The sequence below is a fragment of the Streptomyces malaysiensis subsp. samsunensis genome (assembly GCF_024519315.1).
In the GTDB taxonomy this organism is placed as follows: domain Bacteria; phylum Actinomycetota; class Actinomycetes; order Streptomycetales; family Streptomycetaceae; genus Streptomyces; species Streptomyces malaysiensis.
Genome location: NZ_JANIIC010000068.1, coordinates 24,458 through 49,991 on the forward strand (window position 1 = coordinate 24,458; position 25,534 = coordinate 49,991).

Annotated in this window: 26 protein-coding genes and 1 pseudogene; 13 read left to right on the plus strand and 14 right to left on the minus strand. The window is 71.3% G+C overall.

Annotation, left to right across the window (positions count from 1 at the left end; genetic code table 11):
- Positions 1-5 precede the first annotated feature (5 nt).
- The 3 genes from NQU54_RS39850 to NQU54_RS39860 form a co-directional block, all read right to left on the minus strand.
- On the minus strand, positions 6-1,301 hold the full coding sequence (locus tag NQU54_RS39850) for a family 2 encapsulin nanocompartment cargo protein terpene cyclase (protein ID WP_257635253.1): 1,296 nt from the start codon (positions 1,299-1,301) through the stop codon (positions 6-8).
- 195 nt (positions 1,302-1,496) lie between these two features.
- On the minus strand, positions 1,497-2,345 hold the full coding sequence (locus tag NQU54_RS39855) for an SDR family oxidoreductase (protein ID WP_257635254.1): 849 nt from the start codon (positions 2,343-2,345) through the stop codon (positions 1,497-1,499).
- Positions 2,346-2,506: 161 nt separating this feature from the next.
- Entirely contained in the window at positions 2,507-3,388 is an 882-nt protein-coding gene (locus NQU54_RS39860) for an SDR family oxidoreductase (protein ID WP_257635255.1), read from the minus strand.
- An 86-nt stretch (positions 3,389-3,474) separates the two neighbouring features.
- Between NQU54_RS39860 and NQU54_RS39865 the strand changes: the two genes are divergently transcribed.
- Positions 3,475-4,053 carry a TetR/AcrR family transcriptional regulator gene (locus NQU54_RS39865; RefSeq protein ID WP_147967552.1) on the plus strand — a complete coding sequence of 193 codons (579 nt, stop codon included), beginning with the start codon at positions 3,475-3,477 and terminating at the stop codon, positions 4,051-4,053.
- A gap of 20 nt (positions 4,054-4,073) precedes the next feature.
- On the opposite strand, the gene NQU54_RS39870 is transcribed toward NQU54_RS39865, so the two are convergent.
- Complete coding sequence (locus NQU54_RS39870) at positions 4,074-4,925, minus strand: LysR family transcriptional regulator (protein WP_257635256.1); 852 nt, start codon at positions 4,923-4,925, stop codon at positions 4,074-4,076.
- 93 nt (positions 4,926-5,018) lie between these two features.
- On the opposite strand from NQU54_RS39870, the gene NQU54_RS39875 reads away from it, so the two are divergent.
- Complete coding sequence (locus NQU54_RS39875) at positions 5,019-5,756, plus strand: SDR family oxidoreductase (protein ID WP_257635273.1); 738 nt, start codon at positions 5,019-5,021, stop codon at positions 5,754-5,756.
- A gap of 27 nt (positions 5,757-5,783) precedes the next feature.
- On the opposite strand, the gene NQU54_RS39880 is transcribed toward NQU54_RS39875, so the two are convergent.
- The 3 genes from NQU54_RS39880 to NQU54_RS39890 all read right to left on the minus strand — a co-directional run bounded on the left by NQU54_RS39880 (position 5,784) and on the right by NQU54_RS39890 (position 6,629).
- The gene (locus NQU54_RS39880; RefSeq protein ID WP_167459895.1) at positions 5,784-5,939 is read right to left on the minus strand and encodes a DUF6126 family protein; all 156 of its coding nucleotides are present in this window, start codon (positions 5,937-5,939) and stop codon (positions 5,784-5,786) included.
- Between the two features lie 151 nt (positions 5,940-6,090).
- Positions 6,091-6,429 (minus strand): ArsR/SmtB family transcription factor, encoded by a 339-nt coding sequence (locus NQU54_RS39885; RefSeq protein ID WP_257635257.1) that lies wholly within the window; start codon positions 6,427-6,429, stop codon positions 6,091-6,093.
- A gap of 5 nt (positions 6,430-6,434) precedes the next feature.
- A complete protein-coding gene (locus NQU54_RS39890) occupies positions 6,435-6,629 on the minus strand; it encodes a hypothetical protein (RefSeq protein WP_257635258.1) in 195 nt (64 codons plus the stop codon).
- A 275-nt stretch (positions 6,630-6,904) separates the two neighbouring features.
- Here NQU54_RS39890 and NQU54_RS39895 point away from each other — a divergent pair.
- The 5 genes and pseudogenes from NQU54_RS39895 to NQU54_RS39915 form a co-directional block, all read left to right on the plus strand.
- Positions 6,905-7,009 (plus strand): annotated as a pseudogene (locus tag NQU54_RS39895) (transcriptional regulator); the annotation flags it as partial.
- Positions 7,006-8,760 (plus strand): SulP family inorganic anion transporter, encoded by a 1,755-nt coding sequence (locus NQU54_RS39900; protein ID WP_257635259.1) that lies wholly within the window; start codon positions 7,006-7,008, stop codon positions 8,758-8,760. The pseudogene NQU54_RS39895 and the gene NQU54_RS39900, both read left to right, overlap by 4 nt.
- 156 nt (positions 8,761-8,916) lie before the next feature.
- On the plus strand, positions 8,917-9,312 hold the full coding sequence (locus NQU54_RS39905) for an STAS domain-containing protein (protein WP_257635260.1): 396 nt from the start codon (positions 8,917-8,919) through the stop codon (positions 9,310-9,312).
- Positions 9,313-9,360: 48 nt separating this feature from the next.
- Positions 9,361-9,711 carry a zinc ribbon domain-containing protein YjdM gene (locus NQU54_RS39910; protein WP_069861613.1) on the plus strand — a complete coding sequence of 117 codons (351 nt, stop codon included), beginning with the start codon at positions 9,361-9,363 and terminating at the stop codon, positions 9,709-9,711.
- A gap of 246 nt (positions 9,712-9,957) precedes the next feature.
- Positions 9,958-10,308 carry an ArsR/SmtB family transcription factor gene (locus NQU54_RS39915; RefSeq protein WP_257635261.1) on the plus strand — a complete coding sequence of 117 codons (351 nt, stop codon included), beginning with the start codon at positions 9,958-9,960 and terminating at the stop codon, positions 10,306-10,308.
- A gap of 208 nt (positions 10,309-10,516) precedes the next feature.
- Here NQU54_RS39915 and NQU54_RS39920 read toward each other — a convergent pair whose 3' ends face one another.
- Entirely contained in the window at positions 10,517-10,948 is a 432-nt protein-coding gene (locus tag NQU54_RS39920; RefSeq protein ID WP_093704249.1) for a DUF6069 family protein, read from the minus strand.
- Between the two features lie 434 nt (positions 10,949-11,382).
- Between NQU54_RS39920 and NQU54_RS39925 the strand changes: the two genes are divergently transcribed.
- Positions 11,383-14,796: a CARDB domain-containing protein gene (locus tag NQU54_RS39925; RefSeq protein ID WP_257635262.1), complete on the plus strand. Its 3,414-nt coding sequence runs from the start codon at positions 11,383-11,385 to the stop codon at positions 14,794-14,796.
- A gap of 183 nt (positions 14,797-14,979) precedes the next feature.
- Complete coding sequence (locus tag NQU54_RS39930) at positions 14,980-15,915, plus strand: LysR family transcriptional regulator (protein ID WP_257635263.1); 936 nt, start codon at positions 14,980-14,982, stop codon at positions 15,913-15,915.
- Here NQU54_RS39930 and NQU54_RS39935 read toward each other — a convergent pair.
- The 4 genes from NQU54_RS39935 to NQU54_RS39950 all read right to left on the minus strand — a co-directional run bounded on the left by NQU54_RS39935 (position 15,864) and on the right by NQU54_RS39950 (position 20,323).
- Positions 15,864-16,607 carry an SDR family oxidoreductase gene (locus NQU54_RS39935; protein WP_257635264.1) on the minus strand — a complete coding sequence of 248 codons (744 nt, stop codon included), beginning with the start codon at positions 16,605-16,607 and terminating at the stop codon, positions 15,864-15,866. The two genes, NQU54_RS39930 and NQU54_RS39935, sit on opposite strands and share 52 nt — an antisense overlap.
- A 39-nt stretch (positions 16,608-16,646) precedes the next feature.
- Complete coding sequence (locus NQU54_RS39940; RefSeq protein WP_257635265.1) at positions 16,647-17,423, minus strand: SDR family oxidoreductase; 777 nt, start codon at positions 17,421-17,423, stop codon at positions 16,647-16,649.
- A 213-nt stretch (positions 17,424-17,636) separates the two neighbouring features.
- Positions 17,637-18,236 carry a class I SAM-dependent methyltransferase gene (locus tag NQU54_RS39945; protein WP_257635274.1) on the minus strand — a complete coding sequence of 200 codons (600 nt, stop codon included), beginning with the start codon at positions 18,234-18,236 and terminating at the stop codon, positions 17,637-17,639.
- Positions 18,182-20,323 carry a condensation domain-containing protein gene (locus NQU54_RS39950; protein ID WP_257635266.1) on the minus strand — a complete coding sequence of 714 codons (2,142 nt, stop codon included), beginning with the start codon at positions 20,321-20,323 and terminating at the stop codon, positions 18,182-18,184. The genes NQU54_RS39945 and NQU54_RS39950 overlap by 55 nt, the downstream gene beginning before the upstream one ends.
- Between NQU54_RS39950 and NQU54_RS39955 the strand changes: the two genes are divergently transcribed.
- The gene (locus NQU54_RS39955; protein WP_257635267.1) at positions 20,285-20,947 is read left to right on the plus strand and encodes a phytanoyl-CoA dioxygenase family protein; all 663 of its coding nucleotides are present in this window, start codon (positions 20,285-20,287) and stop codon (positions 20,945-20,947) included. The genes NQU54_RS39950 and NQU54_RS39955 overlap by 39 nt on opposite strands.
- A gap of 24 nt (positions 20,948-20,971) precedes the next feature.
- On the opposite strand, the gene NQU54_RS39960 is transcribed toward NQU54_RS39955, so the two are convergent.
- Entirely contained in the window at positions 20,972-22,024 is a 1,053-nt protein-coding gene (locus NQU54_RS39960) for an NADP-dependent oxidoreductase (RefSeq protein WP_372506284.1), read from the minus strand.
- A gap of 69 nt (positions 22,025-22,093) precedes the next feature.
- Here NQU54_RS39960 and NQU54_RS39965 point away from each other — a divergent pair, with 69 nt between their 5' ends.
- The 3 genes from NQU54_RS39965 (at position 22,094) to NQU54_RS39975 (ending at position 24,977) form a co-directional block, all read left to right on the plus strand.
- A complete protein-coding gene (locus NQU54_RS39965; RefSeq protein ID WP_372506285.1) occupies positions 22,094-23,236 on the plus strand; it encodes a GlxA family transcriptional regulator in 1,143 nt (380 codons plus the stop codon).
- Between the two features lie 228 nt (positions 23,237-23,464).
- Positions 23,465-24,367: a hypothetical protein gene (locus NQU54_RS39970; RefSeq protein ID WP_257635268.1), complete on the plus strand. Its 903-nt coding sequence runs from the start codon at positions 23,465-23,467 to the stop codon at positions 24,365-24,367.
- A gap of 232 nt (positions 24,368-24,599) precedes the next feature.
- Complete coding sequence (locus NQU54_RS39975; RefSeq protein WP_257635269.1) at positions 24,600-24,977, plus strand: hypothetical protein; 378 nt, start codon at positions 24,600-24,602, stop codon at positions 24,975-24,977.
- Positions 24,978-25,076: 99 nt separating this feature from the next.
- Here the strand turns inward: NQU54_RS39975 and NQU54_RS39980 are convergent.
- The coding region (locus NQU54_RS39980; RefSeq protein WP_257635270.1) for a TetR/AcrR family transcriptional regulator at positions 25,077-25,534 on the minus strand (458 nt) is incomplete at its 5' end.

Consider the following 25,534-nt stretch of genomic DNA (forward strand, 5'->3'; position numbering starts at 1 on the left):
TTCTCTTACCAGAAGTCGGGCAGGCCGTAGCGATAGGTGTTGGTCCGATGCCAGTAGTGGTTGCCGTCGACCCACACGGCCACGCCCCGCAGAAAGCGCCGCACGCCCGGGACGGGGCAGGCGGCGGCCAGGGCCGCGGCTTCGGCTTCGAAGTCGTGCATGAGCTCGTTGTGGACGTCGATGGCCTTCATATAGGCATCGCGGTCGGCGATGCCCTCACGTTCGGCGATCACCACGGGCAGGTTCAGATGCCGCCCGGGGGAGTCGAGTTCCTTGGTGTACGAGTACAGGTCGTTCACGATGGTGGTGGCGTTTCCCGCGAGCGCGATGACGCGCTGCATGGCGGGCCCGGCGTGCAGATCCGCTGGGAGTTCGTAGCCGCCGACGGTGTCCGTGATGGTGGGGCAGGGGCGGAAGTTGTTGAACTGCCGCATCGCCAGGTACTCCCACACCTCGGGTACGTGGTCCGTCTGGGCCCAGGCGGCCTCGGCGAGGTACCCCAGGTGCAGACGCGCCATGTCGTGCCGGAACCGGTCCGCCTGGGAGGGGCTGGCCGCCCCGCGGAAGTACTCCATGGCGGAGCGGTACGCGCGCCGGGGCGCGTCCGAATGGAGCGACTCCGCCCAGCGCGGCTGGTACTCCTTCGTCGTGTGCAAGGGGTCGAGGGCGGTGTGCGCCAGTAGCAGGCGTCCGCCGAGGCCGATGGGCGATCCTCCGTGGTCCTCGCAGTAGCAGTCGTCCACCGCGTTCTCGGCGACCATCAGGCGGGTGGCGAGCATCAGATGGTCGACGGTGGGGGCGTCCGGATGGCAGGCGACCATATAGCGGCCCACCGAGAAGCCGTCGAACTGGTCCTCCCAGTCCTCCGGATACAGCTCGACCTCGTCCAGCGCCCAGGACTTGATCCTTCGGCCGACCTCCGCCACCCGCACCGGGTCGGGCTCCGGCACCGGATGGTGGTAGAGGCCCGGGACCGGGCTGCCTTCCGCCGGTGCCGCCGGTGCCTCCACGGGCGCCGACGCGCCCTCGCACCGGGCCGGTCGCAGACTCACCGTGCCCAGGCCACTGGGCCCGCGCAGGATCCGATCCAGGGCGCCGCCCGCTGCTCGCGCCTCGGCGGTGGGGGCGTCGGCGGGAGGCGGTGTGGGCAAGGGCGGCACCCGCGCCACAAGAGGCCGGCCGCCGGTGGCGGCTCCGATGTCGCGGGCGCGGGCGGCGGCCTCGGCGAGGACATACGCCCCGGAGTGGGAAGCGGCCGCAGAGGGGCTCGACTGCGGAGGGGAAGGCTCGGGCGCGGGCATCCATGGCTCCTCGGTGGGGCCGGTGGCTGGCGTATGTGCGCGTGTCACCGGCAAAGAGGAAAGGAGGGGGCAAACATCCGGGAATCCGCCCAGACCCGGGGAACAGTAGCGGCCGATGCACCCACTCGGCCTCGGGGAGCCGTCTGTATTAACTCGATAAGATGATCGTGCCCCGCACGGGGTTTGCCCGGATGCTCAGCGGAAGTCGTCGGCGTGGCCGAGGGCCCACTGGGCGTAGGTGTGCGCCGGCGTGCCGGTGATCTTCTCGACGATGGCGGAGGTCGGGGCCGGTGCGGCGGTGCCGGCGGCCCACTGACCCACGATCGCCTCGGCCAAGGCCGGATGCATCGTTCTGCCGACTTCCGCGCGAGCCTGCTCGTCCGAGATGTGTTCGATCCGGATGTGCCGGTCGATGGCCTCGCCGATGTGCTCGATCTGGCGTTGCAGGGTCAGGGACTCGGCCCCGTAGATGGTGTAGGACTGGTGGGAGTGGCCCGGTTCGGTCAACGCGGTCACCGCGAGCGCCGCGATGTCCTTCTCGTGTACGGGTGCCGACTGCGCCAGCGGGTAGGGAAGGCGGACGACGTTGTCGGTGCGGATGGATTCGGCCCACCAGGTGCGGGTGTTGATGGCGAACGTCCCCGGCCTGATGAACGTCCAGTCCATGCCGGACCGTTGGATGGCCTGCTCGATCGTGCGGTTCTGACGGGGGACCGGGTGGTCGGCGTCGGGGTTCAGGACCGACACCGACGAGAGCAGAACCACCTGCCGGATCCCCGCGGCTTCGGCCGCCGCGGCGACCTTCTCGATGTCGTAGGGCTTCTGGGGATCGAGCATTCCGTAGAGGAACGCCTTGTCGGCACCGTCGAGCGCCGCGGGCAGCGTCTCGGGGCGCTCCAGGTCGGCGACGACCGGTTCCGCCCCGGGCGTCAAGTCCGGGGCCGGGGTTCTGCTGACCGCCCTGACCCGCTCACCGGCGGCCAGCAGGCCATCGGCCACATGACGACCCACGTTGCCGCGGGCGCCGAATACAACCGTCACCATGACGGGACCTCCTGTTGGTTGTGGACTGTTGTCCGTGGATGTGAATCGCCGCTCGGCCGGCGGCGCGGCGCCGGGACGGTCGGCCGCGATGGACGCGGGTGAGGATTCCGCTGCCGCCGCGGGCGCCCGAGGCGGGCCCGCCCGATCGTCCCGGTCCCCGGTCAGGGCTGGATGTTCTCCAGGTCCTCCAGAAGGCGCGGATGCTTGGGCTCCCAGCCGAGCGCCTGCCGGGTGTGGGCGCTGGAGGACGGCTGGTCGCCGGCGAAGATCGGGCCGAGCGGACCGTAGGTCTCCGCCGGTACCGACTCGACCGGCAGGCCCAGCCGCCGGCCGATGACCGCGGCGATGTCACGCACCTGGTCCCCCTCGTCGGCCACGGCGTGCCAGGAGCTACCGGCCGGTGCCCGCTCCAGGGCGATCCGGAAGAGGACCGCCGCGTCGAGCGCGTGCACGGCCGGCCAACGCTGCGCGCCGTCGCCAGGGTAGCCGGACACTCCACTCCGGCGTGCGATGTCGGTCAGCAGACCGGCGAACCCGCCGGTGCCCTGGTTGTGCACCGTGCGCGGCAGGCGTACGGCCGTGCTCCGGACCCCGCGCGAGGCCAGCCCCAGGGCCGCCGTGACCGCGAGGCCGCGACCGCCGACCGGTCCGTCGGTGGGCGGCGGGTCGGCCTCGGTGGAGGCGCGGCCCGGCACCCAGGGCGTGCCCGAGGCGGTGACGAAGGGGCGGTCGCTGCCGATGAGTTCCTCGCCGATGGCGGCGATGGCGGCGCTTTCCTCGGCGACCGCCTTGGCGACGGCCTCGGCGCTGCTGAAGTCGTTGGCGAACGCGAGGTGGATCACTCCGTCGGCCTGGGCGGCGCCGGCGCGAAGGACGTCCGGATCGGCGAGGGCTCCCCGGAGCGGCTCGGCGCCGGCCGCCTCGGCGACCTGCGCGGATGCCTCGGAGCGGGCGAGTGAGAGGACGGTGTGGCCGTTGCCGAGGAGTTCGGCGACGACGGCGGAACCGATCAGGCCGGTGCCACCGGTGACAAAGACGTGCATGGAAACTCTCCCACGAGTGATGGGACTCTTGTCCCATCACATTAGCAGGGTGATGGGACAAGAGTCCCATCACGTATGATGGGCGCATGGGTCGGTGGGAACCAGGGGCGCGCGAACGCCTCGTCGTGGCTGCTGTCGACCTGTTCACCGAGCAGGGGTACGACGCCACCACGGTCGCGCAGATCGCCGAGCGCGCCGGGGTCACCAAAAGCACCTTCTTCCGGCACTTCCCCGATAAGCGCGAGCTGCTGGTGGCCGGGCAGGAGACGCTCAGCCGACTGCTGGCGGAGGGGATCGCGGAGGCGCCCGCCGACGCCAGCCCGCTGGAGGCGGTCGCCGCCGGTCTCGAGCGCGCATCGAGCGCGATGGGCGCCGTGAATCGGGAGCTCGCCCCCCGGCTGAAGGCGGCCATCGCCGCCAGCGCCGAGCTCCAGGAGCGTGACGCCCTCAAGAGCGTCAGCCTCGCGGCCGCGATGACCGCCGCCCTGATCGCCCGCGGCGTGCCCGATTCGACCGCGGCTCTCGCGGGCGAGCTGGGCGTCCTCGCCTTCAAACGGGGGTACGCGGAATGGTCCGAGGGCGACAGCGACGGCAAGGACGAGCTGGCCAGTTACGCCCTGGTGGCCCTGGACGAGCTGCGTGCGGCGAGCGCGTCGCTGGGCTGACGGACAGCCTCACCCGCCGTTCATGGAACCGTGGTCAGACGTGTCGCCACCCGGATCAGGTCGGCCACCGCGCGAAGTCGGCTCTGCGGGGGCCAGGCGAGCACCGTGGTCACGGGCGGAGCGTCCAGGACCGGCACGGCGGCGAGGTCCCGGCGCAGGCCGGTGGCGGCGGACTCGGGGATGATCACGGTCGTCCGGCCGAGCGCGATCAGCTGGAAGAGCTGGGTCAGATTCCGTACCTCCGCCCCTGGTCCCTCCGGATAGTCGCCATCGGGACCGGGCCAGCGAGCCATCGGGAGTTCCGGCAATTCGGTGACCTCGGCGGCCCGAATCCGTGAGCGGCCGGCAAGTGGGTGGGAGGTGGGCAGGATCGCCACCTGCCGCTCGGTATACAGAATTTCGGTGTCGAGTCCGGCCGTCGAATCGAATGGCAAGTGCAGCAGAGCCACATCGGCCTGCCCATTCTTCAGCAACTTCTGGTGCTGATGTGCCTCGCAGAGCAGGAGATCGACGGTGGCCGCGCCGGGTTCCGCGCGGTGGGCGTCGAGGAGTTTGGCCAGCAACTCGTCGGCGGTGCCGGATTTGGCGGCGAGGACCAGGTGGGGACGCCTTTGCGCGGCCTGCTGGGTACGCCGTTCGGCCGTGGCCACCGCGCTGAGGATGGCGCGCCCCTCGGACAGCAGCACGGCTCCGGCCTCGGTGAGCGTCACCTTGCGGCTGGTGCGCTCCAGAAGCGTGACCCCGAGTTGTCGTTCGAGCCGGGCGAGGGCGCGGGACAGGGGCGGCTGGGCTATGTCCAGACGCTGGGCGGCCCTGCCGAAGTGCAGTTCCTCGGCGATGGCGACGAAGTACCGCAGCTCGCGTATCTCCATATGTGCACCGTATCTCCGGCGGACGGTCGATCGATGTCGCCCGGGTATCGCTGCGCTACCGAGATGGTGTTGGTGCCCGGTCGCGGCGCGGCCATGCTGGCTGCCATGAGTGAGAAGACGATCGCGCTGGTCACGGGTGCGAACAAGGGAATCGGGTACGAGATCGCGGCCGGGCTGGGCGCATTGGGCTGGAGCGTCGGTGTCGGCGCCCGGGACGAGCGGCGCAGGGCGGAGGCCGTGGCGAAACTGCGCGCGGCGGGTGCCGACGCGTTCGGCGTGCCCTTGGACGTGACCGACGACGGGAGCGTGACCGCCGCCGCGCGGCTGATCGAGGAGCGGGCGGGACGCCTCGACGTGCTGGTCAACAACGCCGGTGTCGCGGGCGGCTGGCCGGAGGCGCCCACGACCATCGACCTGGAGACCGTGCGGCGGCTGGTGGAGACCAACGTCATCGGCGTCATCCGGGTCACCAACGCGATGCTGCCGCTGCTGCGCCACTCGGCCCACCCGCGGATCGTCAACCAGTCCAGCCATGTCGGCTCTCTGGCCCTCCAGACCGCGCCCGATGCCGACCTCGGAGGGATCAGCGGGGCTTACGCGCCGACGAAGACCCATCTCAACGCCGTCACCATCCAGTACGCCAAGGAGCTGAGCGGCACCAACATCCTGATCAACAACGCCTGCCCCGGCTACGTGGCCACCGACCTCAATGGGTTCAGCGGTACGCAGACGCCCGAGCAGGGCGCGGCGATCGCGATCCGGTTGGCCACGCTGCCCGACGACGGCCCCACCGGGCAGCTGTTCGACGACAAGGGAGTCGTGCCCTGGTGATGGTCCGATGCGTTCCCAGGGGGCCCGCTACTTATTGGCGTGGTCGCCCACGTAGAACAAGAGGATCACGAACCCCGCGATGATGTGGGTGGCGAAGACGTAGATGAAGACGCGCAGCTTGATGCCGCGCTCCTTCCAGCTCTCGTCGTCCGGCCCCGTACCGGCCTTCTCCGTCTCGCTCACCGTGTCATCTCCCTGCTGTGTGCGTGGGCCCGCGAAGGAATCCGGGACGTTACGAGGACGGCCTCGCCGCAGCGCTCGACGGCCGGCCCGGCGCTGACATCGCCGCCGCCGGCCTGCCGCCGCCACGGTGGCCGGAACCCGACGGTGCCGGTCACCGTGCCGTCTCCGCCGCCCGCAGTTCGTCCAGCAGGTCCTGCCGGTCGGCGAGCAACACGGCCAGGATCCGCCGCGCGGCGGCGAGCAACTCCGCGACATCGCCGCCCGCCAGCGCGTAGACCACCGTCGACCCGGTGCGCGTCGCGGTCACGATCCCGGAGCGGCGCAACACGGCCAGCTGCTGGGACAGGTTCGACGGCTCGACCTCGATCGCCGCCAGCAGGTCCCGCACCGGCTTCGGTCCGTCCTGGAGCAGCTCCAGCACCCGGATGCGTACCGGGTGCCCCAGCATCCGGAAGAACTCGGCCTTCGCCTCATAGAGGGGAACGGGCATCTGGATCACCCCTCTTCCGTTTCCATCTCGTCTTCCTCGACATCCACTCCGAGCCCGCGCGCAACCCGCACCGCGTCGTCCAGCTCGTCCTCGGCCACGGCCACGGCATAGGCGTCCTCGGACTCCAATGCCTCCTCCAGAGCCGCTCGCGCCTGACGCACCCGCTCCAGCAGAGCCTCGGCGAACACGGGCCTGCCCATCCGGATCTCCTCCCTGGTGGCCGCTCCATGGTAACTAGTGAATTGAAGAACTCTTCAAGCGTAGCGGTTCCACCGTCCCACGCCCGCCCGAGCGGGGCGCTGACAGATGTATGGATTGCAAAATTTCGCAAGTCCATACATGCTGAAGTGGCTGCGCCCGCTCCACCGGTAGCCGCGGGCGCAGCGCAGTCGTGTCCGCCCCCCACGGGCGGAGTGTGGATAGGGGAAGCCGAGGGGTCGTGTCCGTTCCGCTGTACCAGGCCGAGGCCGAGTTCTTCGCCGACCTGATGAGGGCCGCGCGCCGGATCCTGACCGAGATGCTCGCGGGGCGGGGCGCGCTGCCGGCGGAGCTGCGGGAAGCCGAGGTAGCCGCGCGATGACCTCGGCGATCAGCCGGGCCGCGGCCCGGCTCACCGTGCTTCTGCCCACCCGCGCCGACCTGGCGGACATGCGGCACGATCCCCGGCGGGACCTGCTCGCCGGGCTGACCGTGGCGATCGTGGCCCTGCCGCTCGCGCTCGGCTTCGGCGTCTCCTCCGGTCTGGGGGCGGAGGCGGGCCTGGCCACCGCGGTGGTCGCCGGTGCGCTCGCCGCCGTGTTCGGCGGGTCCAACCTCCAGGTGTCCGGGCCCACCGGGGCCATGACCGTGGTGCTGGTGCCGATCGTCGGCGAGTACGGGCCGGCCGGGGTGCTGACCGTCGGGCTGATGGCGGGCGTGATGCTGGTGGCGCTCGCGGCGCTGCGGGCCGGCAAGTACATGAGTTACGTGCCCGCGCCGGTGGTGGAGGGCTTCACCCTCGGTATCGCCTGTGTGATCGGATTGCAGCAGGTCCCGAACGCGCTCGGGGTGCCGGCGCCCGAGGGGGACCGCGTGCTGGTGGTGACCTGGCGGGCCGTCGAGGAGTTCGTACGGCATCCGAACTGGACGGCGGCCGGATTCGCGGTGTCGGTGGCCGTGGTCATGCTGCTCGGCGCCCGCTGGCGGCCGACCGTCCCGTTCTCCATCCTGGCCGTCATCGCGGCCACGGCCGTCGCCCAGGTGGCGGGCCTGGACGCGGCGCGGCCGATCGGCGATCTTCCGTCCGGGCTGCCCGCGCCCTCGTTCGGCTTCCTGGACGCCGGTTCGCTCGGCACGCTGCTCGCTCCGGCCGTGGCGGTGGCGGCGCTGGCGGCCCTGGAGTCGCTGCTGTCGGCCTCGGTGGCGGACGGCATGACGGTGGGGCAGAAACACGACCCCGATCGCGAGCTGTTCGGCCAGGGGCTGGCCAACATCGCCGCCCCGCTGTTCGGCGGGGTGCCCGCCACCGGCGCGATCGCCCGGACCGCGGTCAACGTCCGCACGGGCGCCGGGTCCCGGCTGGCCGCGCTGACCCATGCCGCGATCCTGGCGGTGACCGTTTTCGCGGCGGCGCCCCTGGTGTCGAAGATCCCGCTCGCCGCCCTCGCGGGTGTGTTGCTGGCCACCGCGGTCCGCATGATCGAGGTCGGCTCGCTGCGGGCGATGGCCAAGGCCACCCGGTCGGATGCGCTGATCCTCGCCCTGACCGCGGCCGCGACCCTCGCGCTCGACCTGGTGTACGCGGTGATCATCGGCCTGGTCGTGGCGGGTGCTCTCGCCCTGCGCGCGGTGGCCAAACAGGTCCGCTTCGACCAGGTGCCGCTCGACCGGGGCGATCACAGCGACGAGGAGCACGCGCTGCTGGCCGAGCACATCGTGGCCTACCGGATCGACGGGCCGCTGTTCTTCGCCGCCGCGCCCCGTTTCCTGCTGGAGCTGACCGAGGTGGCCGACGTACGGGTGGTCATCCTGCGCATGTCGCGGGTGTCGACCATGGACGCCACCGGTGCCCTCGTTCTCAAGGACGCGGTGGAGAAGCTGCGACGGCGCGGCATCCTCGTCCTGGCCTCCGGGATCCGCGCCGGCCAGCGCCAGGTCCTGGACTCCGTCGGCGCGCTGGAACCGCTGCGGCACGACGGCCGGGACTACGCCACCACCCCGGAGGCGATCCGGGCCGCTCGCGATCACCTGGAGTGGGCGGGAGTCCTGCCCGCGGATGCCGCCGGGCAGAAGCAGAAGGGGGTCCCGAACCCCGCGACACCCCCCGAAATCCGTGCGGAGGCCGCTCGATGAGCCTACGCCCCGCGCCCTTGCGCATGGTCGAGGTCTCCGGTGCGGAGGCGCCCCGAAGGGGCGCGGGGCGGTGTCGATGTGCGGCCGACGGCAAGAGCATCTGGATCACCCGCCCCCGCTGAATCCGACGGGTCGCACCGCAAGGAGGTTCACCCCATGACCATCGAGTGGCACTACACCGTCGAGCGGGATCACGGCATCCTCTCCGTCGCCGGATACCTGGGCCCGGACGCGGTCCACCGCTTCGCCGGCGCGGTCGGCTGGGTCGCCGCCCGCGGCACCGGACCGGTCATCCTCGACCTGACCGGGCTGCGCAGCTGGTCCGCCGAGGGCCGGCTGGCCATCACCGAGGCGGCCCACCACCTCGCCGGGGCGGGGCGCGGCCTGGAAGTGGCCGCCGTCCCCGCCGACGGCTCGCTGGTCCCGCCCGGCGACGGCCCGGACATCCCCGTCCACCGCGACCTGGCCGCCGCCCTCGCCGCGCACGCCCGGCGCCCATCGGCCCCCGAGGAGGGGCAGCGGGTGCGGCGCACGGACGGCCGGCCCAGCTGACCCCGCCCCACCCCCGTATCGGCCCACCGACTGAAAGACCCTGGTGCCATGAGCGACAACCTTCCCGCCTGCCCCGAATGCTCCGGTGCGTACACCTACGAGATGGGTGTGCTCCTGATCTGCCCCGAGTGCGGGCACGAATGGTCGCCGTCCGAGGAATCGGAGGGTGGCACCGGGAACAAGGTGATCAGGGACGCGGTCGGCAATGAGCTCGCGGACGGTGACACCGTCACGGTGGTCAAGACGCTGAAGGTCAAGGGCAGCCCGACCGGGATCAAGGCGGGCACCAAGGTGCGCAACATCCGTCTCGTCGACGGCGTGGACGGCCACGACATCGACTGCAAGGTCGACGGGTTCGGCGCCATGCAGCTCAAATCCAGCGTGGTCAAGAAGGCTTGACCCGGCACCGCGCCATGCCGACCGCCCGGAACGACGTCCCGGGCGGTTTCGCGTGCGTATGGCCCCGGCGCGCTTCGGTCCGGCTCATCACCGCCTGGTTCGGCGGCTCGGTTTCCGCCCGCGGGTTTCGGCACGGCCGGTGGCGCAGGCGAGGATGGGCCGTATGTTCTTGACGAGTGGGTGGATGGGACGCGCCGAGCTCCGGCCGGCGGGGCCGTGCTGTGGTGTCGGGGAGGGGACGGCACGATGAGTACGCCGCTGTACCAGCTGAAGGCCGAGTTCTTCAAAACGCTCGGCCATCCGGCCCGTATCCGGGTCCTGGAGCTGCTGAGCGACCGCGAGCACGCGGTCGGGGAGATGCTGCCCGAGGTGGGCATCGAACCCGCGCATCTGTCCCAGCAGCTGGCCGTGTTGCGGCGGGCGAATCTGGTCAGGACCCGCAAGGAGGGTTCGACCGTGTACTACTCACTGACCAGCCCGCAGGTCGCGGAGCTTCTGCGGGTCGCACGGACGATCCTGTCCGGAGTGCTCGCCGGCCAGGCCGAGCTGCTGGCCGACCTGAAGGCCGCGCAGGGCGCCAGGAAGCCGCGGTCGTAGCGAGGGACCGTGAACTCGCGGTCGTCCACCGGGAGTTGCCCGCCGGAGCCGGGTGGAGATCGTGGCGGCGTTCAGGACTGTCCGGATCCGGCGCGGCATCGGGATGGGGAAGCGCACTTCTCTTGCGCCGGGTGCCCGACCCTGGACTCGTGCGCGCGGCGATGCGGCATGAGTCCAGAGTCGTCAGGCGGTCACGGGCGCGAGACGGTCAGGCGTCCGTCGACGTGGTGTCGGTGTCGATGCGCGGCAGGATGACGAGCAGTACGGCCGCCGCCGCGATCAGGTGCAGTACTTCGAGGGCCACGACGGTCAGCGCCTGGTCGGCGCCCACCAGCGGCCCGACGAGTAACAGCACGATGGCGACGGTCACGATCGTGGCGAAGGTACGAGCCGGCCGGGCGGTACGCCGGGCGATGAGCAGCGCGACGGTGCCGCCGACCAGGCTCACCAGCAAGGCCGCGAGGCCCGCCTGGACCGCGGTGACGGTGCTCTGGTCGCCGGACATGGTGACTTCGAAGTCGGCTCCGGCGGCGTCGAAGATCAGGTAGACCACGAGGACGGCGACCGCCGCGGCCAGGGCAGCGGGTATGACGAGGCGCGCGATGGCGGCGGTGGGGCGGGTGGATGCGGTGGAGGTCATGGAACTTCTTCCGTGGCAGGGAGAACAGTGGGAGGTGGGCCCGCGGATCGCATGGCGCGAAGTGCGGGGCCGCTGAATGGTCAGGTCATTCTGCTCGTTGATCGTTTCGAAGGGCGCGCTTCCGGCCACCGGCACATCCGGCGACGGCCCGCCGGGGCAAGGGGCGCATGCGTTCCCGGCGGTCTGTGCCCGATCGCCGTCCCGCTGTCCCGCCCCCTGCCGTGGACGTCGACCGCCACCTGGGCGGAGTGAGCAGGCGGCCCATCAAGTACTGCGACGTACCAGGCCGTTGACAAAGTCGATGAGCGGTAGAAATCTGTCAAAGCATCGCTGCAAAAGATGGACGAAATCACTCAACTCTTGTACTGCGGCTGGCTCGGATCCACCGCGGCACCGTCTGGGCCCGCTGAACACCGTCATATCGAGAGGGCCTCATGAGAAGAAGACAGCACGGTCGGCGGTTATTCGCCGGGCTTGTGACGGCGGGTCTGCTCACGGTCGGGCCGCTGCCCATGACAGCTCATGCCGCGGCGGGAGCCCATGCCGCGGAGGGAGCGAATCTCGCGCTGGGCAGGCCGGTGACGGCCGGCGGGGCACACGGCTCCTATCCGGCGAGCAATGTCACCGACGGCAGCCAGGCTTCCTACTGGGAGGGTCCCCCGGGCTCGTTCCCGCAGTGGGTACAGGTCGACCTCGGGACCAGGACGGACATCGACGAGGTGGTCCTGAAGCTCCCCGCGTCGTGGGAGTCCCGCACCGAGGCCGTGAGGGTCCAGGCCGGCGCCGACGGCCAGGACTTCACCACCGTGGTCGCGGAGGCGCGCAAGGACTTCTCGCCATCGTCCGGCAACACCGTGGCGCTCGACGTCACGGCCGAGGCGCGGTACGTGCGCGTACAGGTGACCGCCAACACCGGCTGGAACGCCGCCCAGCTCTCCGAGGTGGAGGTGCGCGGGGAGGCCGACGAGGAGCCTCCGGGGAACCCGCCCGCGGGCACCAACCTGGCCCTGCGCAAGCCGATCGAGGCGTCGTCGACCACCCAGAACTACATCGCGAGCAATGCCAACGACGGCAGCACCTCCACCTACTGGGAGGCGGGCGGCCAGTCCTCGACGCTGACCGCGAAGCTGGGCTCCGACGCCGATCTGACCGGTGTCGTCGTCAAGCTGAACCCCGATCCCGTCTGGAGCGCCCGGTCGCAGAGCATCCAGGTGCTGGGACGGCCGGTCGGAGGGGCCGGGTTCACCTCGCTGAAGGACCGGGCCGACTACACCTTCAGCCCGTCGCAGAACAAGAACACGGTGACCATCCCGGTCACGGGCCGGTACGCGGACATACGCCTCCAGTTCTTCGGCAACACCGGCGTCGGCGGCGGACAGGTCGCCGAGTTCGAGGTCGTCGGCACGGCCGCGCCCGCCCCCGATCTGACCGTCACCGAACTCACCTGGTCGCCCGAGTCGCCCTCCGAGGCGGACGCGGTCACCGTCGAGGCGACGGTCCGCAACGCCGGGACGGCCGCCGCGCCCGCGACCACGGTGAACGTCAGCCTCGAGGGCACGGTCGCCGGCAGCGGCGCCGTCGGCGCGCTCGCACCGGGCGCGTCGGTGAAGGTGCCGGTCGAGGTCGGTAAGCGGCCCATGGGCAGCTACACCGTCTCCGCCGTCGTCGACCCGGCCGACACGGTCGCCGAGCTCGACAACACCAACAACAGCCGCAACGCCGCCTCGAAGCTGGTCGTCGGCCAGGCCCCCGGACCGGACCTGGAGGTCACCGGCATCACCACCAACCCCTCCAGCCCGGCGGTCGGCGCCAAGGTCACCTTCACCGTCGCGGTGCACAACAGGGGCACGAGCACGGTGCCCGCCGGATCGGTCACCCGGCTCACCGTCGGCGGGACCACGCTGAACGGCACGACGGGCTCCATCCCGGCCGGTGGCACGGCCACCGTGGCCGTCAACGGAGACTGGACCGCCACCAGCGGGGGAGCGACGCTCACCGCGACGGCCGACGCCACCGGCACCGTCGCCGAGACCAACGAGGACAACAACACCTTCGCCCGCTCCCTCGTCGTCGGACGCGGCGCGGCGGTGCCGTACACCGAGTACGAGGCGGAGGACGGCCGGTACGACGGCACCCTGCTGAAGACGGACGCCAAGCGCACCTTCGGGCACACCAACTTCGCCACCGAGTCCTCCGGGCGCGAGTCGGTCCGGCTCGACACCACCGGTCAGTACGTGGAGTTCACCTCCACCACGCCGTCCAACTCGATCGTCGTCCGCAACTCGATCCCGGACGCGGCGGCCGGCGGCGGCAGGGAGGCGACCATCAGCCTCTACGCGGACGGCACGTTCGTCCGCAAACTGACCCTGTCCTCCAAGCACAGCTGGCTCTACGGCACGACCGACGACCCGGAGGGCCTGACCAACCGGCCCGGCGGGGACGCCCGGCGGCTGTTCGACGAGTCCCACGCCCTGCTCACCGACACCTACCCGGTGGGTACGAAGTTCCGGCTCCAGCGGGACAGCGGTGACGACGCGGCCTTCTACATCATCGACATGATCGATCTGGAGCAGGTCGCGGCACCGGCGGCCAAGCCCTCCGAATGCGTCTCCATCACCGACTACGGGGCGGTGCCCAACGACGGCATCGACGACGCGGACGCCATCCAGCGCGCCGTCACGGCGGACCAGGAGGGCGCGATCCCCTGTGTGTGGATCCCCGCGGGCCAGTGGCGCCAGGAGAAGAAGATCCTGACCGACGATCCGCAGAACCAGGGCCAGTACAACCAGATGGGCATCCGGGACGTCACCGTCCGCGGTGCCGGCATGTGGCACTCCCAGCTCTACTCGCTCATCCCGCCCCAGGAAGCGGGTGGCATCAACCACCCCCACGAGGGCAACTTCGGCTTCGACATCGACGACAACACCAAGATCTCCGACATCGCCATCTTCGGCTCCGGCACCATCCGCGGCGGCGACGGCGGCGCCGAGGGCGGGGTCGGGCTCAACGGCCGCTTCGGCAAGAACACCAAGATCACCAACGTGTGGCTCGAGCACGCCAACGTCGGTGCCTGGGTCGGCCGCGACTACTCCAACATCCCCGCGCTGTGGGGGCCCGGTGACGGCCTCGAGTTCAGTGGCGTACGGATCCGCAACACCTACGCCGACGGCGTCAACTTCACCAACGGCACCCGCAATTCCACCGTGTACAACTCCTCCTTCCGCAACACCGGCGACGACTCACTCGCGGTCTGGGCCAACAAGTACGTGAAGGACACCTCGACGGACATCGGCCACGACAACCACTTCCGGAACAACACCATCCAACTGCCCTGGCGGGCCAACGGCATCGCGGTCTACGGCGGCTACGGCAACACGATCGAGAACAACCTGATCTCCGACACCATGAACTACCCGGGGATCATGCTGGCCACCGACCACGACCCGCTGCCCTTCTCGGGCGAGACGCTCATCGCCAACAACGGCCTGTACCGCACGGGCGGCGCGTTCTGGGGCGAAGCGCAGGAGTTCGGCGCGATCACCCTGTTCGCCCAGGGGCAGAACATCCCCGGGGTCACGATCCGCGACACCGACATCCATGACTCCACCTACGACGGCATCCAGTTCAAGACGGGCGGCGGCGCGATGCCCGGCGTCCAGATCGAGAACGTCACCATCGACAAGTCCAACAACGGGTCCGGGATCCTCGCGATGGGCGGGGCACGCGGCGACGCCACGCTGACCAACGTGACGATCACCAACTCGGCTCAGGGCGATGTGGTGAAGGAGCCCGGCTCACAGTTCGTGATCAACGGCTCCGCGAACCGGTCCTCCGCACCACGCGACTGACCGCCGTCACCGTCACCCGAGGACGCCCGCCACGGCGCACACGCGCCGTGGCGGGCGTCCGCCCGCTGCTGGGAGGCCCGCCGGTGGCCACGGGAATGTCCGTCGGCGGAACCGGGTTGCCTACGGTTGCGACGATGACAACCGGGTGGGCCGCGGTCCACCGCGGGAAGGGAACGGGAGCCGATGAGCCTTCGGCAGTTCGAGTACGCCCTGGCCGTGGCCGAGGCGGGCTCGGTGACCGCGGCGGCGGAGCTGCTGCATGTCGCCCAGCCGTCGGTGTCCCAGCGGATCCGCGGCCTGGAGCGGGAGCTCGGCGTGGAACTGTTCGCCCGCACGCCGACCGGGCTGGTGCCCACCGTGGTCGGCCGCGCCTTCCTGCGGGAGGCGGAGGTCGTGGTGAGCGCCGCGCGGCGGGCGAGGGCGACGGCGCGGGCCGGTGCCGATCAGCTGGTGGGCGAGCTGGTGGTCGCGGTGCAGATGGGCTTCGGCACGCGCCAGCTGCCGGGGGCGCTGGGCGCGCTGCGCCGCCGCTTCCCGCGGCTCGAGGTCACCGTCTTCGAGGAGCCGAGCTCCGCCGAGCTGGAGCGGTTGGGGCGCCGGGGCGTGCTGGACCTCGCCCTGATGGCGGCGTGTGAGCAGACCCCCGACGACGCCCACCACCTCGGCGACGAGGAATTCGTCGTGGTGCTGGGCGCCGGGCACCCGCGGCTCGCCGCGGACCGGGTCGAGCTGCGCGAGCTGGAGGGGGAGCCATGGGTGAGGTTCGACCGCGACAGCGCGCTCGACGGCGTGCTGCTGGAGGTGTTGCGGAACAACGATCTGGCCCCGACCACGGCCGCCCGGGTGTCCCAGACGGCCACGGCCGTGCGCTGGGCCGCCCACGGGCTGGGGGTGACGCTCGTCCCGGCCTCCGCGGTGCCCCACGGCCATGAGCACCTCGTCCGCCCGGTCTTCCCGGCCGTGTCCCAGCCCGTCATCGCCGTGCTCCGGCACGCCGCGGGCCCGGCGGAGACGGCCCTGCTCGAACTCCTGCGCAAGGAGACCTGGTCCGAGCCGGTAGGACGAGCTCAGAGCTGGGTGGCGCCTCCGTCCACGGCGAACTCGGCACCGGCGGTGTAAGTGGCGTCGAAGGCGAGGAACGCGGCCGCCCTGGCCACCTCGTCGGGGGTGCCGAAACGCCGCATGGGATTGTCCGCGACCCGCTGCGCCTTGAACCGCTCGGCGTCCTCCTCGGTCATCGTGGCGTCCAGAATGCCCGTGTCGATGGGACCGGGGCTGACCGCGTTGACACGGATTCCGCGCGGAAGCAGTTCGCGGGAGAGGCTGCGGGCCATCGAGCGCAGCGCCGCTTTACCGGCCGCGTAGACACTGGTGTCCACCATGCCGATGACGTTCGCGACGGAGGTGGTGAGGACGACACCGGCGCCCGTGGCCAGCAGCGGGGCGAGCTTCCGCACGGTGAAGTGGGCGCCCTTGACGTTGATCGCGAACAGCTCGTCGTACATCTCCTCGGTCGTCGACTCGAAGGGTGTGAGGGTCGCGATACCGGCGTTGACGAACAGGGCGTCGATCGTGCCGAGTTCGTCCTTCACCCGCTCGGCCAGAGCGTCCAGGTCGGGCAGTGAGGCCACATCGCCCCGGACGGCCAGCGCGTTCTCGCCGAGCCGCGCCCGCGCGGCGTCGAGCGTGGTCCGAGAACGACCGGTGATCACCACCCGGGCTCCGCCGTCCACCAGCAGCTTGGCCATGGCGAACCCCATGCCACTGCCGCCACCCGTGATCACCGCATTCTTACCGGTGTATTTATCCATGCCAGATTCCTTTGTTTCTTCTCTCACAACTCGGCGGGGTCAGCCCCTGGGGAATTCGCCGCCGTCCACGAAGAGATTGCTCCCGGTCAGCCAGCCCGCCCGGTCGGACACGAGGAACAGCACCGCCTGGGCGATGTCGTCCGGCCGGCCATCGCGCCCCAGCGGGGGAGCGTCGTCGACATTGGTCTGGGCCGGCGCCGCGGCCAGGCGCGCCCACTGCTCCCGCGTCGCCTCGCCGCCGGGGGTGGCGACCCTGCCGGGACTCACGGTGTTGACCCGGATTCCGGACGGGGCCAGCTCCAGGGCCAGTCCCCGGCTGTAGTTCTCCAGCGCCGCCTTCGCCGTCGTGTAGTGCAGGAACTGCCCTACCGGGGTGCGGACCGCGGCCGAGGAGATGTGCACGATCGCCCCCGAACGCCGTTCCCGCATCCCCGGTACCAGCAGCGAGTCCAGCCGCACCGACGCCAGGTAGTTCAGGTCCAGCGCGTTCTGCCACTCCTCGTCGGGGATGTCCAGAGCGCTCTTGTGCGGTCCCGCCCCACCCGCGTTGTGGACCAGGATGTCCACCCCGCCGAGCACCTCCCGCGCGGCCGTGGCGAGCGCCTTGGCTCCGGCCCGGGTGCGCACATCGGCCGCCACGAAGGTGGCCCCCTCCGGCGCCGTGCTCGTCGCCGACCTGGCGGTCGTGAGCACCTCGGCGCCCGCGTCCAGGAGCCGGCGCACGACGGCCGCTCCGATGCCGCGCGAACCACCCGTGACCAGGGCCCGCTTTCCCGCGAATTCTCGCGTTCCCGATCCATTCTCGCTCGTGGCCATGCCACCGGTCCTCTCGATCGCGTATTCGTCCGCTCGACGGAAAAGGGGTCGATATGCGCAGAGCGCGATTCTCCGGGGAATTCGCGGTGAGCACCTCGTCGAGCTGTTTCACGGTAGATCCGGAAAAGAACGAGAGGCAAAGACCAAATGTCAGCAGGCGCCATAGGGAACTCCTATGGCCCCCGACCGGACTCCGAAAGCCCCGGTCAGAGGTCAACGACGGGCGCTGAGCAGGAACATCTGGCCGGAGACCGTGGGGTCGTGCGCCGTGCGGTCCCGGTCCAGATCCACCAGCCGGGCCAGGCGGTCGGCGTTCGTTCCCGCCGCGCCGGCCCCCGTCACCAGCCAGTCCGGGAAGGTGCAGAACGGCGTGGTGCGCACATCGCCGAAGCCCGCCGCCGCGCACTCCGCGCGGAGCGGCTCCCGCTCGGTCAGCCGCGTCCGCAGCTGGGCCATCTCGGCGGGGGAGTAGAAGGACATGAACGTCTGGAAGCGGCACGCGGGATCCCACGCGCTCACCACCAGGAGTCCGCCGGGCCGCAGCGTCCGGAACGACTCGGCGAGGAAGCGTTCGCGCTGGGCCGCGGACAGGTGGTTGACCGTGCCCATCATGCAGGTGACGAGATCGAAGGAGCCATCGCGGAAGGGCATCGCCGTGCCGTCCGCGACGGCGAACCTGCCCGCCCACCGCTGGTCCACGCAGGCGCGGATCCCCGCGTCGCTGAGGTCGATCCCGTACGACCGCACCCCGAACCGGTTCAGCACCTGGGGGTAGCGCAAGGTGCCGCTGCCGACGTCGAGCGAGGTGGCCACGGCGGAGACATCCCCGATGGCGGTGAGCAGCTGGACCAACTCCAGCCGCTTCTTGGCGCTGTCAGGCACTCCGGTGTGGTCGAACTGGACGTAGAAGAACGCGTCGTACGCCTCGATCCGGGAGTCGGAGTTCCCGAGCAGACCGCGCGCCTCCAGATCCCTGACGAGCGCCGCGGAGGGCGAGGAGACCAAGGGGGGCGAGATGACCGCGGGGCGGTGTGGCCGGCCCGCGTCCGGGGCCGTCGAGCCGGCCGCCCGTGCCCGGCTCTCTGGCATCGGCCATCGCCTGCCAGCAGGCGGCGCTGAGCGGCCCCGGCGAGCTCGAGGCCGGGCCGTCCCGGCGTGCTGTTCAGCACGAGCTTGCTCTGGAAGAGCGGGCTGTGCCGACGGCTGCGGGGCGGATTGAGCGCCTGGACGACCCGTTCGAAGGGCACGTCCTGGTTGCTGAGCGCTTCGAGCACCGTGCCGTGGACCCGCGACAGGAGTTCCCACCGGGTCGGCCGGCCGGCCAGGTCGACCCGGAGCACCAACTGGTTGACGAAGAAGCCGAGCATCTCCTGCGTCTCGGCGGCGGTCCGGCCCGCGACATCGGTGCCGATGGTCACCTCCCGCTCGCCCGTGTAGCCGCACAGGGCCGTGCCGAACGCCGTGAGCAGTACGGCGAACGGAGTGGTCCCGGCCGTCCGGCACAGCCGCCGGAGCTCACCCACGGCCTCCGCCGGGATCGAGACCGGGAGCAGCCGGCCCCCGCCGGTGGGCCGGACCGGCCGCGGGTGATCCGTGGCCAACGGGGGCAGCTCCGTGACACCGGCCAGCCTGCGCTTCCAGTAGGCCAGTTGGCCGTCCCAGTGGCCCTCGTCGAGCAGCCGTCGCTGCCATACGGCGTAGTCGGCGTACTGGACCGGCGGCGTGTCCGGGTCGGGCTCGCCTCCCTCGGCGAGGGCCTGGTAGAAGGCGGCGAGGTCGGAGTTGAACAGCCCGAACGACCAGCCGTCGTGCACGATGTGGTGGAGCGACAGCAGCAGGGCATGGTCCTCGGGGGCGAGGCGCACCAGATGGGCGCGCAGAACAGGCCCCTCGGCCAGATCGAAGGGGCGGTGGTACTCCGCCCGTACCAGCCGGTCCAGTTCCGCTTCGCGGGCGATCGGGGGCAGGGCGGTGAGATCGACCAGCGGGAAGGGCACCGGCTCGGGCGGCCGGATCTCCTGCCGGGGCGTGCCCTCGGGCGCGGTGATCAGGGTCCGCAGCACCTCATGCCGGGCGACGAGCGCGTCCAGCGCCCGGGACAGCGCCTCGGGGTCGAGCGGACCGTGGATCCGGTCGAAGGCCGGCACGTTGTACCGGGGATCACCCGGGTTCAACCGGTCCATGAACCACAGACGTTCCTGGGCGCACGAGGCCGGCAGCGCTCCGGCGCGGGAGGTGGCGGTCAGCGGCGGCGGTGCGGTGTCCGCCTCGGGCTCGGCCTCGGGCGCCCGCAGCGCGTCGACACAGGCGGCCAGCTCGGCGAGGGTCCGGTGGTCGAACGGGGCGCGCGCAGGCAGGGCGATGTTCAGGCGCTTGCGCAGGCGGAAGACGACCTGGAGGGTGAGCAGGGAGTGCCCGCCCAGTCCGAAGAAGTCGTCGTCGGGCGTGACGTCACCGCAGTCGAGCAGTTCGCGCCAGACGTCGGAGACCACCTGTTCGGTACCGGTGAGCTCCCGGGTGGCCACGGTCCATGCGGCCCGCTCCACGACCTCGGGATCCGCGGCCAGACGGCGCAGCTGGGCGCGGTCCGTCTTCCCGTTCGAGGTGAGCGGGAGCTCGGGCAGCGGGACGTAATGGGCCGGGACCACCGGCTCGGGGAGCCAGCGCCGTACATGGGCGTCGATGTCCGGAACGGTCACGGCGCAGGCCCGGCGCCAGTGAGGGTCGTTGGTACCGCCCACGGGGAGGTCGGCCTGACCGCTGTAGCGGTGCAGTACGACATAGAACCCGGCGAGCAGCGCCATGAACAGGCTCGCCCCCTCCTCTTGGCACAGGGCACGCAGCCGGTCCGCGAGGTGGTCGTGGACAGCACGGCTGTTCGCGCGGTGCACGGCTGCCACGCGTTCGACGAGGTGTGCGCGGCGTTCGTACGCCACCCCTACCTTCTCGCGCCGGCCGAGGCACTGGCGGGGACACCGGTGTACGTCTACCAGTTCAAGGTGAACCTGAAGCAGGCCCGGGAGGGCCGGGCGTGGCCGTGGCACCAGGACTTCGCCTTCTGGAACGCGGAGGACGGCATGCCACGGCCCGCGGCGGTCACCCTCGCCGTACCGCTGGACGATGTCCACGAGGGCAACGGTCCGCTGATGCTCATCCCCGGATCCCATCGTCTGGGCTACCTCGGCCCCGGCAAGGTCACACCGGGCGACAAGGGGGACTGGCGCAGGAACTTCGCCACGGATCCCGAGCACATCATGGACGCCGACCGCGCCCGGGAACTGGTCGCGACCCACGGCAGTACGCGGGCGACCGGCCGGGCGGGCACGATTCAGGCATTCCATCCGAACATCGTGCACTCCTCGTCGGACAACACCTCGCCGGACCGGCGGGCGCTGCTGATGGTGTCGTACAACTCCATCGACAACGCGCCGCCCCATCCGGTCCGCCCCGAATTCCTGGTGGGCCGGAACACGGATCAGCTGAAGCCGCGGTGGGACAAGCGTTTCCCCCTGGAGGCGGGCTGAGGCGCGGCCCGCCCACACCCCGGCTCAGCGCACGGTGATGACCAGCTTGCCCGTGGTGCGGTTCGTCTCGCCCTGGACGTGGGCCCGGGCGCCTTCGGCGAGGGGGAAGGTGCCGGAGACATGGGCGCGGAGTTTGCCCCGGTCGACGAGGTCGGCGATGGCGCGCATCCCGGCCCGGTCATGCTCGACGACCAGGGTGACGGCACGGACCTGTGCCTTCTCCGCCGCGGCCGGGGTGTCCTGGGCGCCCGGCAGCAGGGAGACCAGGACGCCGCCGGGGCGGAGCACGCTCACCGAACGGGTGGCGTTCTCCCCGCCGAGGGTGTCGAGGACGACGTCGTAGCGCTCCTCGGTGTCGGTGAAGTCCTCGGTGCGGTGGTCGATGCGGGCATCCGCGCCGAGCTCGCGCAGGAAGTCGTGCTTGGGGGCGCTCGCGGTCCCGGTGACGTGTGCGCCGCGCTCCTTGGCGATCTGTACGGCGAGATGGCCGACACCCCCGGCCGCGGCGTGGATCAGCACCCGCTGTCCGGCCCGGAGGTCCGCGGTTTCGACGAGGGCCTGCCAGGCGGTGAGCGCGGCCAGCGGCAGAGCGGCCGCCTGGACGTGGTCGATCCCGGCGGGCTTGGCGGCGAAGGCACGGGTGGGCCCGGTCACGTACTCGGCGTGGGACCCGGCCCCGTGCGGGTAGGGCAGCATGCCGAACACCTCGTCACCGGGCCGGAAGAGGGTGACGCCGAAGCCGGTCTCCAGCACGGTGCCGGAGACGTCCCAGCCGAGGGTCATCGGCGGGGGCGGCAGGAAGATGGACATGGCGCGGTGCTTGAAGTCCGTGGGGTTGAGCCCGGCCGCGTGCACGGCGACGAGGATCTCCCCGGGGCCGGGCGTGGGCCGCGGAAGCTCGGTCAGCCGCAGAACCTCGGGGCCGCCGAGGGCCGTCTGGTGCAGGGCCAGCATCACGGGGGCGGCGTCCGGGGCGCCTTCCGGGGCGGCGGGGTTCGAGGCGGCGGGGTTCGGGGAGTCGGCGGCGGCCGCCGGGTCCGGGGAGTCGAGGTTCTCGGAGGTGTCCGTCGAAGTCATGCCTCGATCCTGGCCGTACGGTCCGGTCCGGGCGATGGCAAGAAGGTCAGTCTCCGATACATTCTGGCCATGACCGTCGACCCTGCCGCCCGCCGCGTTCCCGGTGCCCGCGCCACCTCCACCGCCCGCCCCGCGTCCGCCGCACCCGCCCCGGCCCGCGACTTCGCCGACCGCGTGGCCGAACTGGACCGCCGGATGAGCCCGGCCCCGCGGCCCGGCGCCCACAAGGTCGTCGTCCTCGCCCTCGATGGTGTCTACCCCTTCGAACTCGGCATCCCGCACCGGGTCCTGGGCTCCGCGGACGGCCGCTACGAGGTGCTGTCCGCGAGCGTGGACGGGCGGCCCGTACGTACCGACTCGGACCTGACCGTCACCCCCGGGCACGGCCCCGAGGTGCTGGCCGAGGCGGACACCGTGGTCATCCCGCCGTACGCGATCTCCCGTGCCTCGGCCGCCGCCCCTGACCCCCAGGCCCTCGCCGCCCTGTCCCGGGTCCGCCCCGGCGCCCGACTGGTGTCCATCTGCACCGGCGCCTTCCTGCTCGCCGCCGCCGGTCTCCTGGACGGGCGCCGGGCCACCACCCACTGGGCCCTCACCGGCCACTTCCGGGAACTGTTCCCCCGGGTCGAACTCGACGCCGATGTGCTCTTCGTCGACCACGGCGACGTGCTGACCTCCGCGGGAGCGGCGAGCGGTGTCGACGTCTGCCTGCACCTGGTGCGCCAGGACCACGGCAGCGAGGTGGCCAACCAGGTCGCCCGCTGCTGTGTCGTACCGCCGTACCGGGACGGCGGGCAGGCGCAGTACATCGAGCGGCCGCTGCCCCCGGCGAGCGAAACCGGTACCGGGCCGACCCGCGACTGGGCGCTGCGACGGCTGGAACTGCCGCTGTCGCTGGACGAGTTGGCCGCGCACGCGGCGATGAGCACCCGTACCTTCGCCCGGCGCTTCCGGGAGGAGACCGGTCTGAGCCCCGGCCGCTGGCTGACCCAGCAGCGGCTGCGGCGGGCGCGGCACCTGCTGGAATCCAGCGACCTGCCGGTGGAACGGGTCGCCCACGAGGTCGGCTTCGCCACCGCCACCTCACTCCGCCGCCATCTGGCGGCGGAGGCCGGTGTGGCCCCGTCGGCGTACCGGCGCACCTTCCGCGCCTCGGGCCCGGTCGACGGTCCCCGGTCAGTGCCGGGTTCAGGCCGGTCCGGCTCACAATAGAACTGGCGTCCTCTCACTTCAGGGCACCATACGCCCCGATGCGGAATGGCCACGTCGGGCGTCAACCTGGCGGTTTCCTCGACAGCTGCCTGGCCGTCGGCCACTTCCGCGACACAGCACAGGTCGTCCTGGGTGCTCAGGACCGCGTTCAGTCCGGAGCGGAACATGGCGTGGTCGTCGGCCAGGAGGATACGCAGACTCATGTGCCGTCCATGGAGAAGGTGACGGATGATCGCGACCGCCGCCCAGCGCGCCGGCCGGTCCGTGGACCGATTTCCCGGCGGCAAACCCGTACGCGTCTTCGGCGGGGTCTTCCGGGCTCCGCTGGGCTACCTGATCGCGGGTACGGGAGCCGCCCTGTTCCTTCTCTTCGGGCTTCTGGACCTGTGGTGGCACTCGCTGTACGGCTTTGACGCGGTGCTGGACTCACCACCCCATATCGGCCTGTTCCTGTCGATCTCCTTCACCATGGTGGGGAGCGTCATCGTCTTCGCCGCGGCGCGCGACACCCGTTGGGGCCGAGCGGGGGTGATCCTCAGCATCCCCGTGCTCATCACCTTCAGCCCCATCACGACGAAGGCGTTCGACGCCCTCCCGCTGCCGGTCGAACCCGATCTCGTCGGGAACATCTTGTTCTCCACCCTCCTGCTGATCATGGGAACGCTCACCATCGGCCGGTGGAGCACCGCACTGACGACCGCCGCGACCCTCGGCGCCCTACAGATCCTCCTGTGGTGGTTCTCCCCGTGGGCGGCCCATGTCTACGCCGACGCGAGCGGTCTGCCGCTGCGCGACAACCTCGGCCACAACCCGCCCGAACTGCCCTCCGAGATCCCGGTGTTCATGCTCCTCGCCGCGGCGGCCATCACCGCACTGCTGAGGCTGAGCAGGAAGCGGGGCTGGTCGGGCCGTATCGCACCACAGATCATGGGCGCCGGAGGCGGAGCCGTGATCGGCCTCTCCCTTCCCGTCCAGAGCGCCCTGTTCGGCGAAACCGGCCCGACCGCGGCCGAACTGCTGACGATGACGGCCGTGGGCCTGGTGACCGGCGCCATCGCGGGCTATCTCGCCGCCCGGCTCGCCGTTCTGCTGCGCGAGCACTCCACCGCACCAGCCACGAAGGGCCGATGACCCATGTGCTCCTCACGTTCACCGCTACTCCGCGCCGTGGCCGTCGCGTCCCGGTGGGTGCGGGACCACGCACGCCGGCTGGTGTTCGCGGTGGCCGCCGCGTTCGCGCTGGTGGCGGTGTCGACCGCGCCGGCCGCGGCGTACGCCCCGGTGGGCGTCGTCCATACCGAGCGGGTACAGGCGGGGCCCTACACGGTGACGGTCGGGTTCTCCGAGTGGCCCCTGCGGGGCCATGCAGTCACTCGACTTCACATTCGCACCCGACGGCGGTATCGCGGGGAAGGACGGCACGCTCACTCTCGACGGGCCCGGTCTGGACGCCGACGACCGGGAGACCCCGCTGGTCAGGCACCCCCGCAAACGGGATGTCTGGGGCCTGGACGTTCAGGCCCTGCCGGAATCCGGCACATGGAGCTTCACGTTCGACGTCGACGGTCACGCCGGCCATGGGCGCGGCACCCTGCGGGGTGTCGGCGTGCTCGACCAGCCGGGCCCGCCGCTGTCCATCAGCTGGGCCGTCTGCGCGCTCCCGCCCGCCGGGATGCTGGCCTACCTCGCCGTGGGCTGGCGGCGCAACAAGCCCTCCGAGAAGGTGGCCACACTCATCTGATCCGCTCCCGCCGTCCCGACGGTGCGCGAAGCCCGCTGGCGGGGAGGAATTCCCGGCTCAGCGGGCTTTCGCGAGCGGGGAGGGGACTGCCGCGTCGGCTCAGCCCGCGTGGTCCGCGCCGAACCGCAGACCGTCGACGAGGATCGCCGTGATGCGCACGGCTTCGTCCTGCCAGCCCTCCGTGGTGTGCATTCCGCAGATGCCTCCCAGCGCGCGCAGCACTGTGCGCCCGCTGACGTCGCCACGGATGGTGCCGGCCGCCGCGCCCGCCTTGAGCAACTGGTCGAGAGCCTCCGCCATCTGCGTACGGGAGTCATCGAAGACGGGTGAATCCGTCGCCATGATGCTCTCCAGCGCGACGGCCATTCCCTTGCCCACGGCCGCGTGCTCCACGAGCAGCAGCAGGAAGTGGCGCAGGGCCTCCTCCGGGGCGCTCCGGGCGAGGAGTTCCGCGGGTGCGGCGCACAGTTCGTCGACCTCCTGGCGGTAGACCTCCTCGACGAGGGCTTCGCGGGTCTCGAAGTGGCGGGTGAGCGGCCCGCCCCGCCCCCCCCGCC

Bases quoted from the DNA above. Each gene is read 5' to 3' on its own strand.
- NQU54_RS39905 (WP_257635260.1), top strand. From the start codon at position 8,917: ATGACCATCGAGTGGCACTACACCGTCGAGCGGGATCACGGCATCCTC.
- NQU54_RS39850 (WP_257635253.1), bottom strand. From the start codon at position 1,301: ATGCCCGCGCCCGAGCCTTCCCCTCCGCAGTCGAGCCCCTCTGCGGCC.
- NQU54_RS39875 (WP_257635273.1), top strand. From the start codon at position 5,019: ATGCTGGCTGCCATGAGTGAGAAGACGATCGCGCTGGTCACGGGTGCG.
- NQU54_RS39935 (WP_257635264.1), bottom strand. From the start codon at position 16,607: ATGGATAAATACACCGGTAAGAATGCGGTGATCACGGGTGGCGGCAGT.
- NQU54_RS39910 (WP_069861613.1), top strand. From the start codon at position 9,361: ATGAGCGACAACCTTCCCGCCTGCCCCGAATGCTCCGGTGCGTACACC.
- NQU54_RS39975 (WP_257635269.1), top strand. From the start codon at position 24,600: ATGCAGTCACTCGACTTCACATTCGCACCCGACGGCGGTATCGCGGGG.
- NQU54_RS39915 (WP_257635261.1), top strand. From the start codon at position 9,958: ATGAGTACGCCGCTGTACCAGCTGAAGGCCGAGTTCTTCAAAACGCTC.
- NQU54_RS39885 (WP_257635257.1), bottom strand. From the start codon at position 6,429: ATGCCCGTTCCCCTCTATGAGGCGAAGGCCGAGTTCTTCCGGATGCTG.
- NQU54_RS39960 (WP_372506284.1), bottom strand. From the start codon at position 22,024: ATGACTTCGACGGACACCTCCGAGAACCTCGACTCCCCGGACCCGGCG.
- NQU54_RS39855 (WP_257635254.1), bottom strand. From the start codon at position 2,345: ATGGTGACGGTTGTATTCGGCGCCCGCGGCAACGTGGGTCGTCATGTG.
- NQU54_RS39890 (WP_257635258.1), bottom strand. From the start codon at position 6,629: ATGGGCAGGCCCGTGTTCGCCGAGGCTCTGCTGGAGCGGGTGCGTCAG.
- NQU54_RS39965 (WP_372506285.1), top strand. From the start codon at position 22,094: ATGACCGTCGACCCTGCCGCCCGCCGCGTTCCCGGTGCCCGCGCCACC.
- NQU54_RS39925 (WP_257635262.1), top strand. From the start codon at position 11,383: ATGAGAAGAAGACAGCACGGTCGGCGGTTATTCGCCGGGCTTGTGACG.
- NQU54_RS39920 (WP_093704249.1), bottom strand. From the start codon at position 10,948: ATGACCTCCACCGCATCCACCCGCCCCACCGCCGCCATCGCGCGCCTC.
- NQU54_RS39870 (WP_257635256.1), bottom strand. From the start codon at position 4,925: ATGGAGATACGCGAGCTGCGGTACTTCGTCGCCATCGCCGAGGAACTG.
- NQU54_RS39860 (WP_257635255.1), bottom strand. From the start codon at position 3,388: ATGCACGTCTTTGTCACCGGTGGCACCGGCCTGATCGGTTCCGCCGTC.
- NQU54_RS39940 (WP_257635265.1), bottom strand. From the start codon at position 17,423: ATGGCCACGAGCGAGAATGGATCGGGAACGCGAGAATTCGCGGGAAAG.
- NQU54_RS39900 (WP_257635259.1), top strand. From the start codon at position 7,006: ATGACCTCGGCGATCAGCCGGGCCGCGGCCCGGCTCACCGTGCTTCTG.
- NQU54_RS39930 (WP_257635263.1), top strand. From the start codon at position 14,980: ATGAGCCTTCGGCAGTTCGAGTACGCCCTGGCCGTGGCCGAGGCGGGC.
- NQU54_RS39970 (WP_257635268.1), top strand. From the start codon at position 23,465: ATGATCGCGACCGCCGCCCAGCGCGCCGGCCGGTCCGTGGACCGATTT.
- NQU54_RS39865 (WP_147967552.1), top strand. From the start codon at position 3,475: ATGGGTCGGTGGGAACCAGGGGCGCGCGAACGCCTCGTCGTGGCTGCT.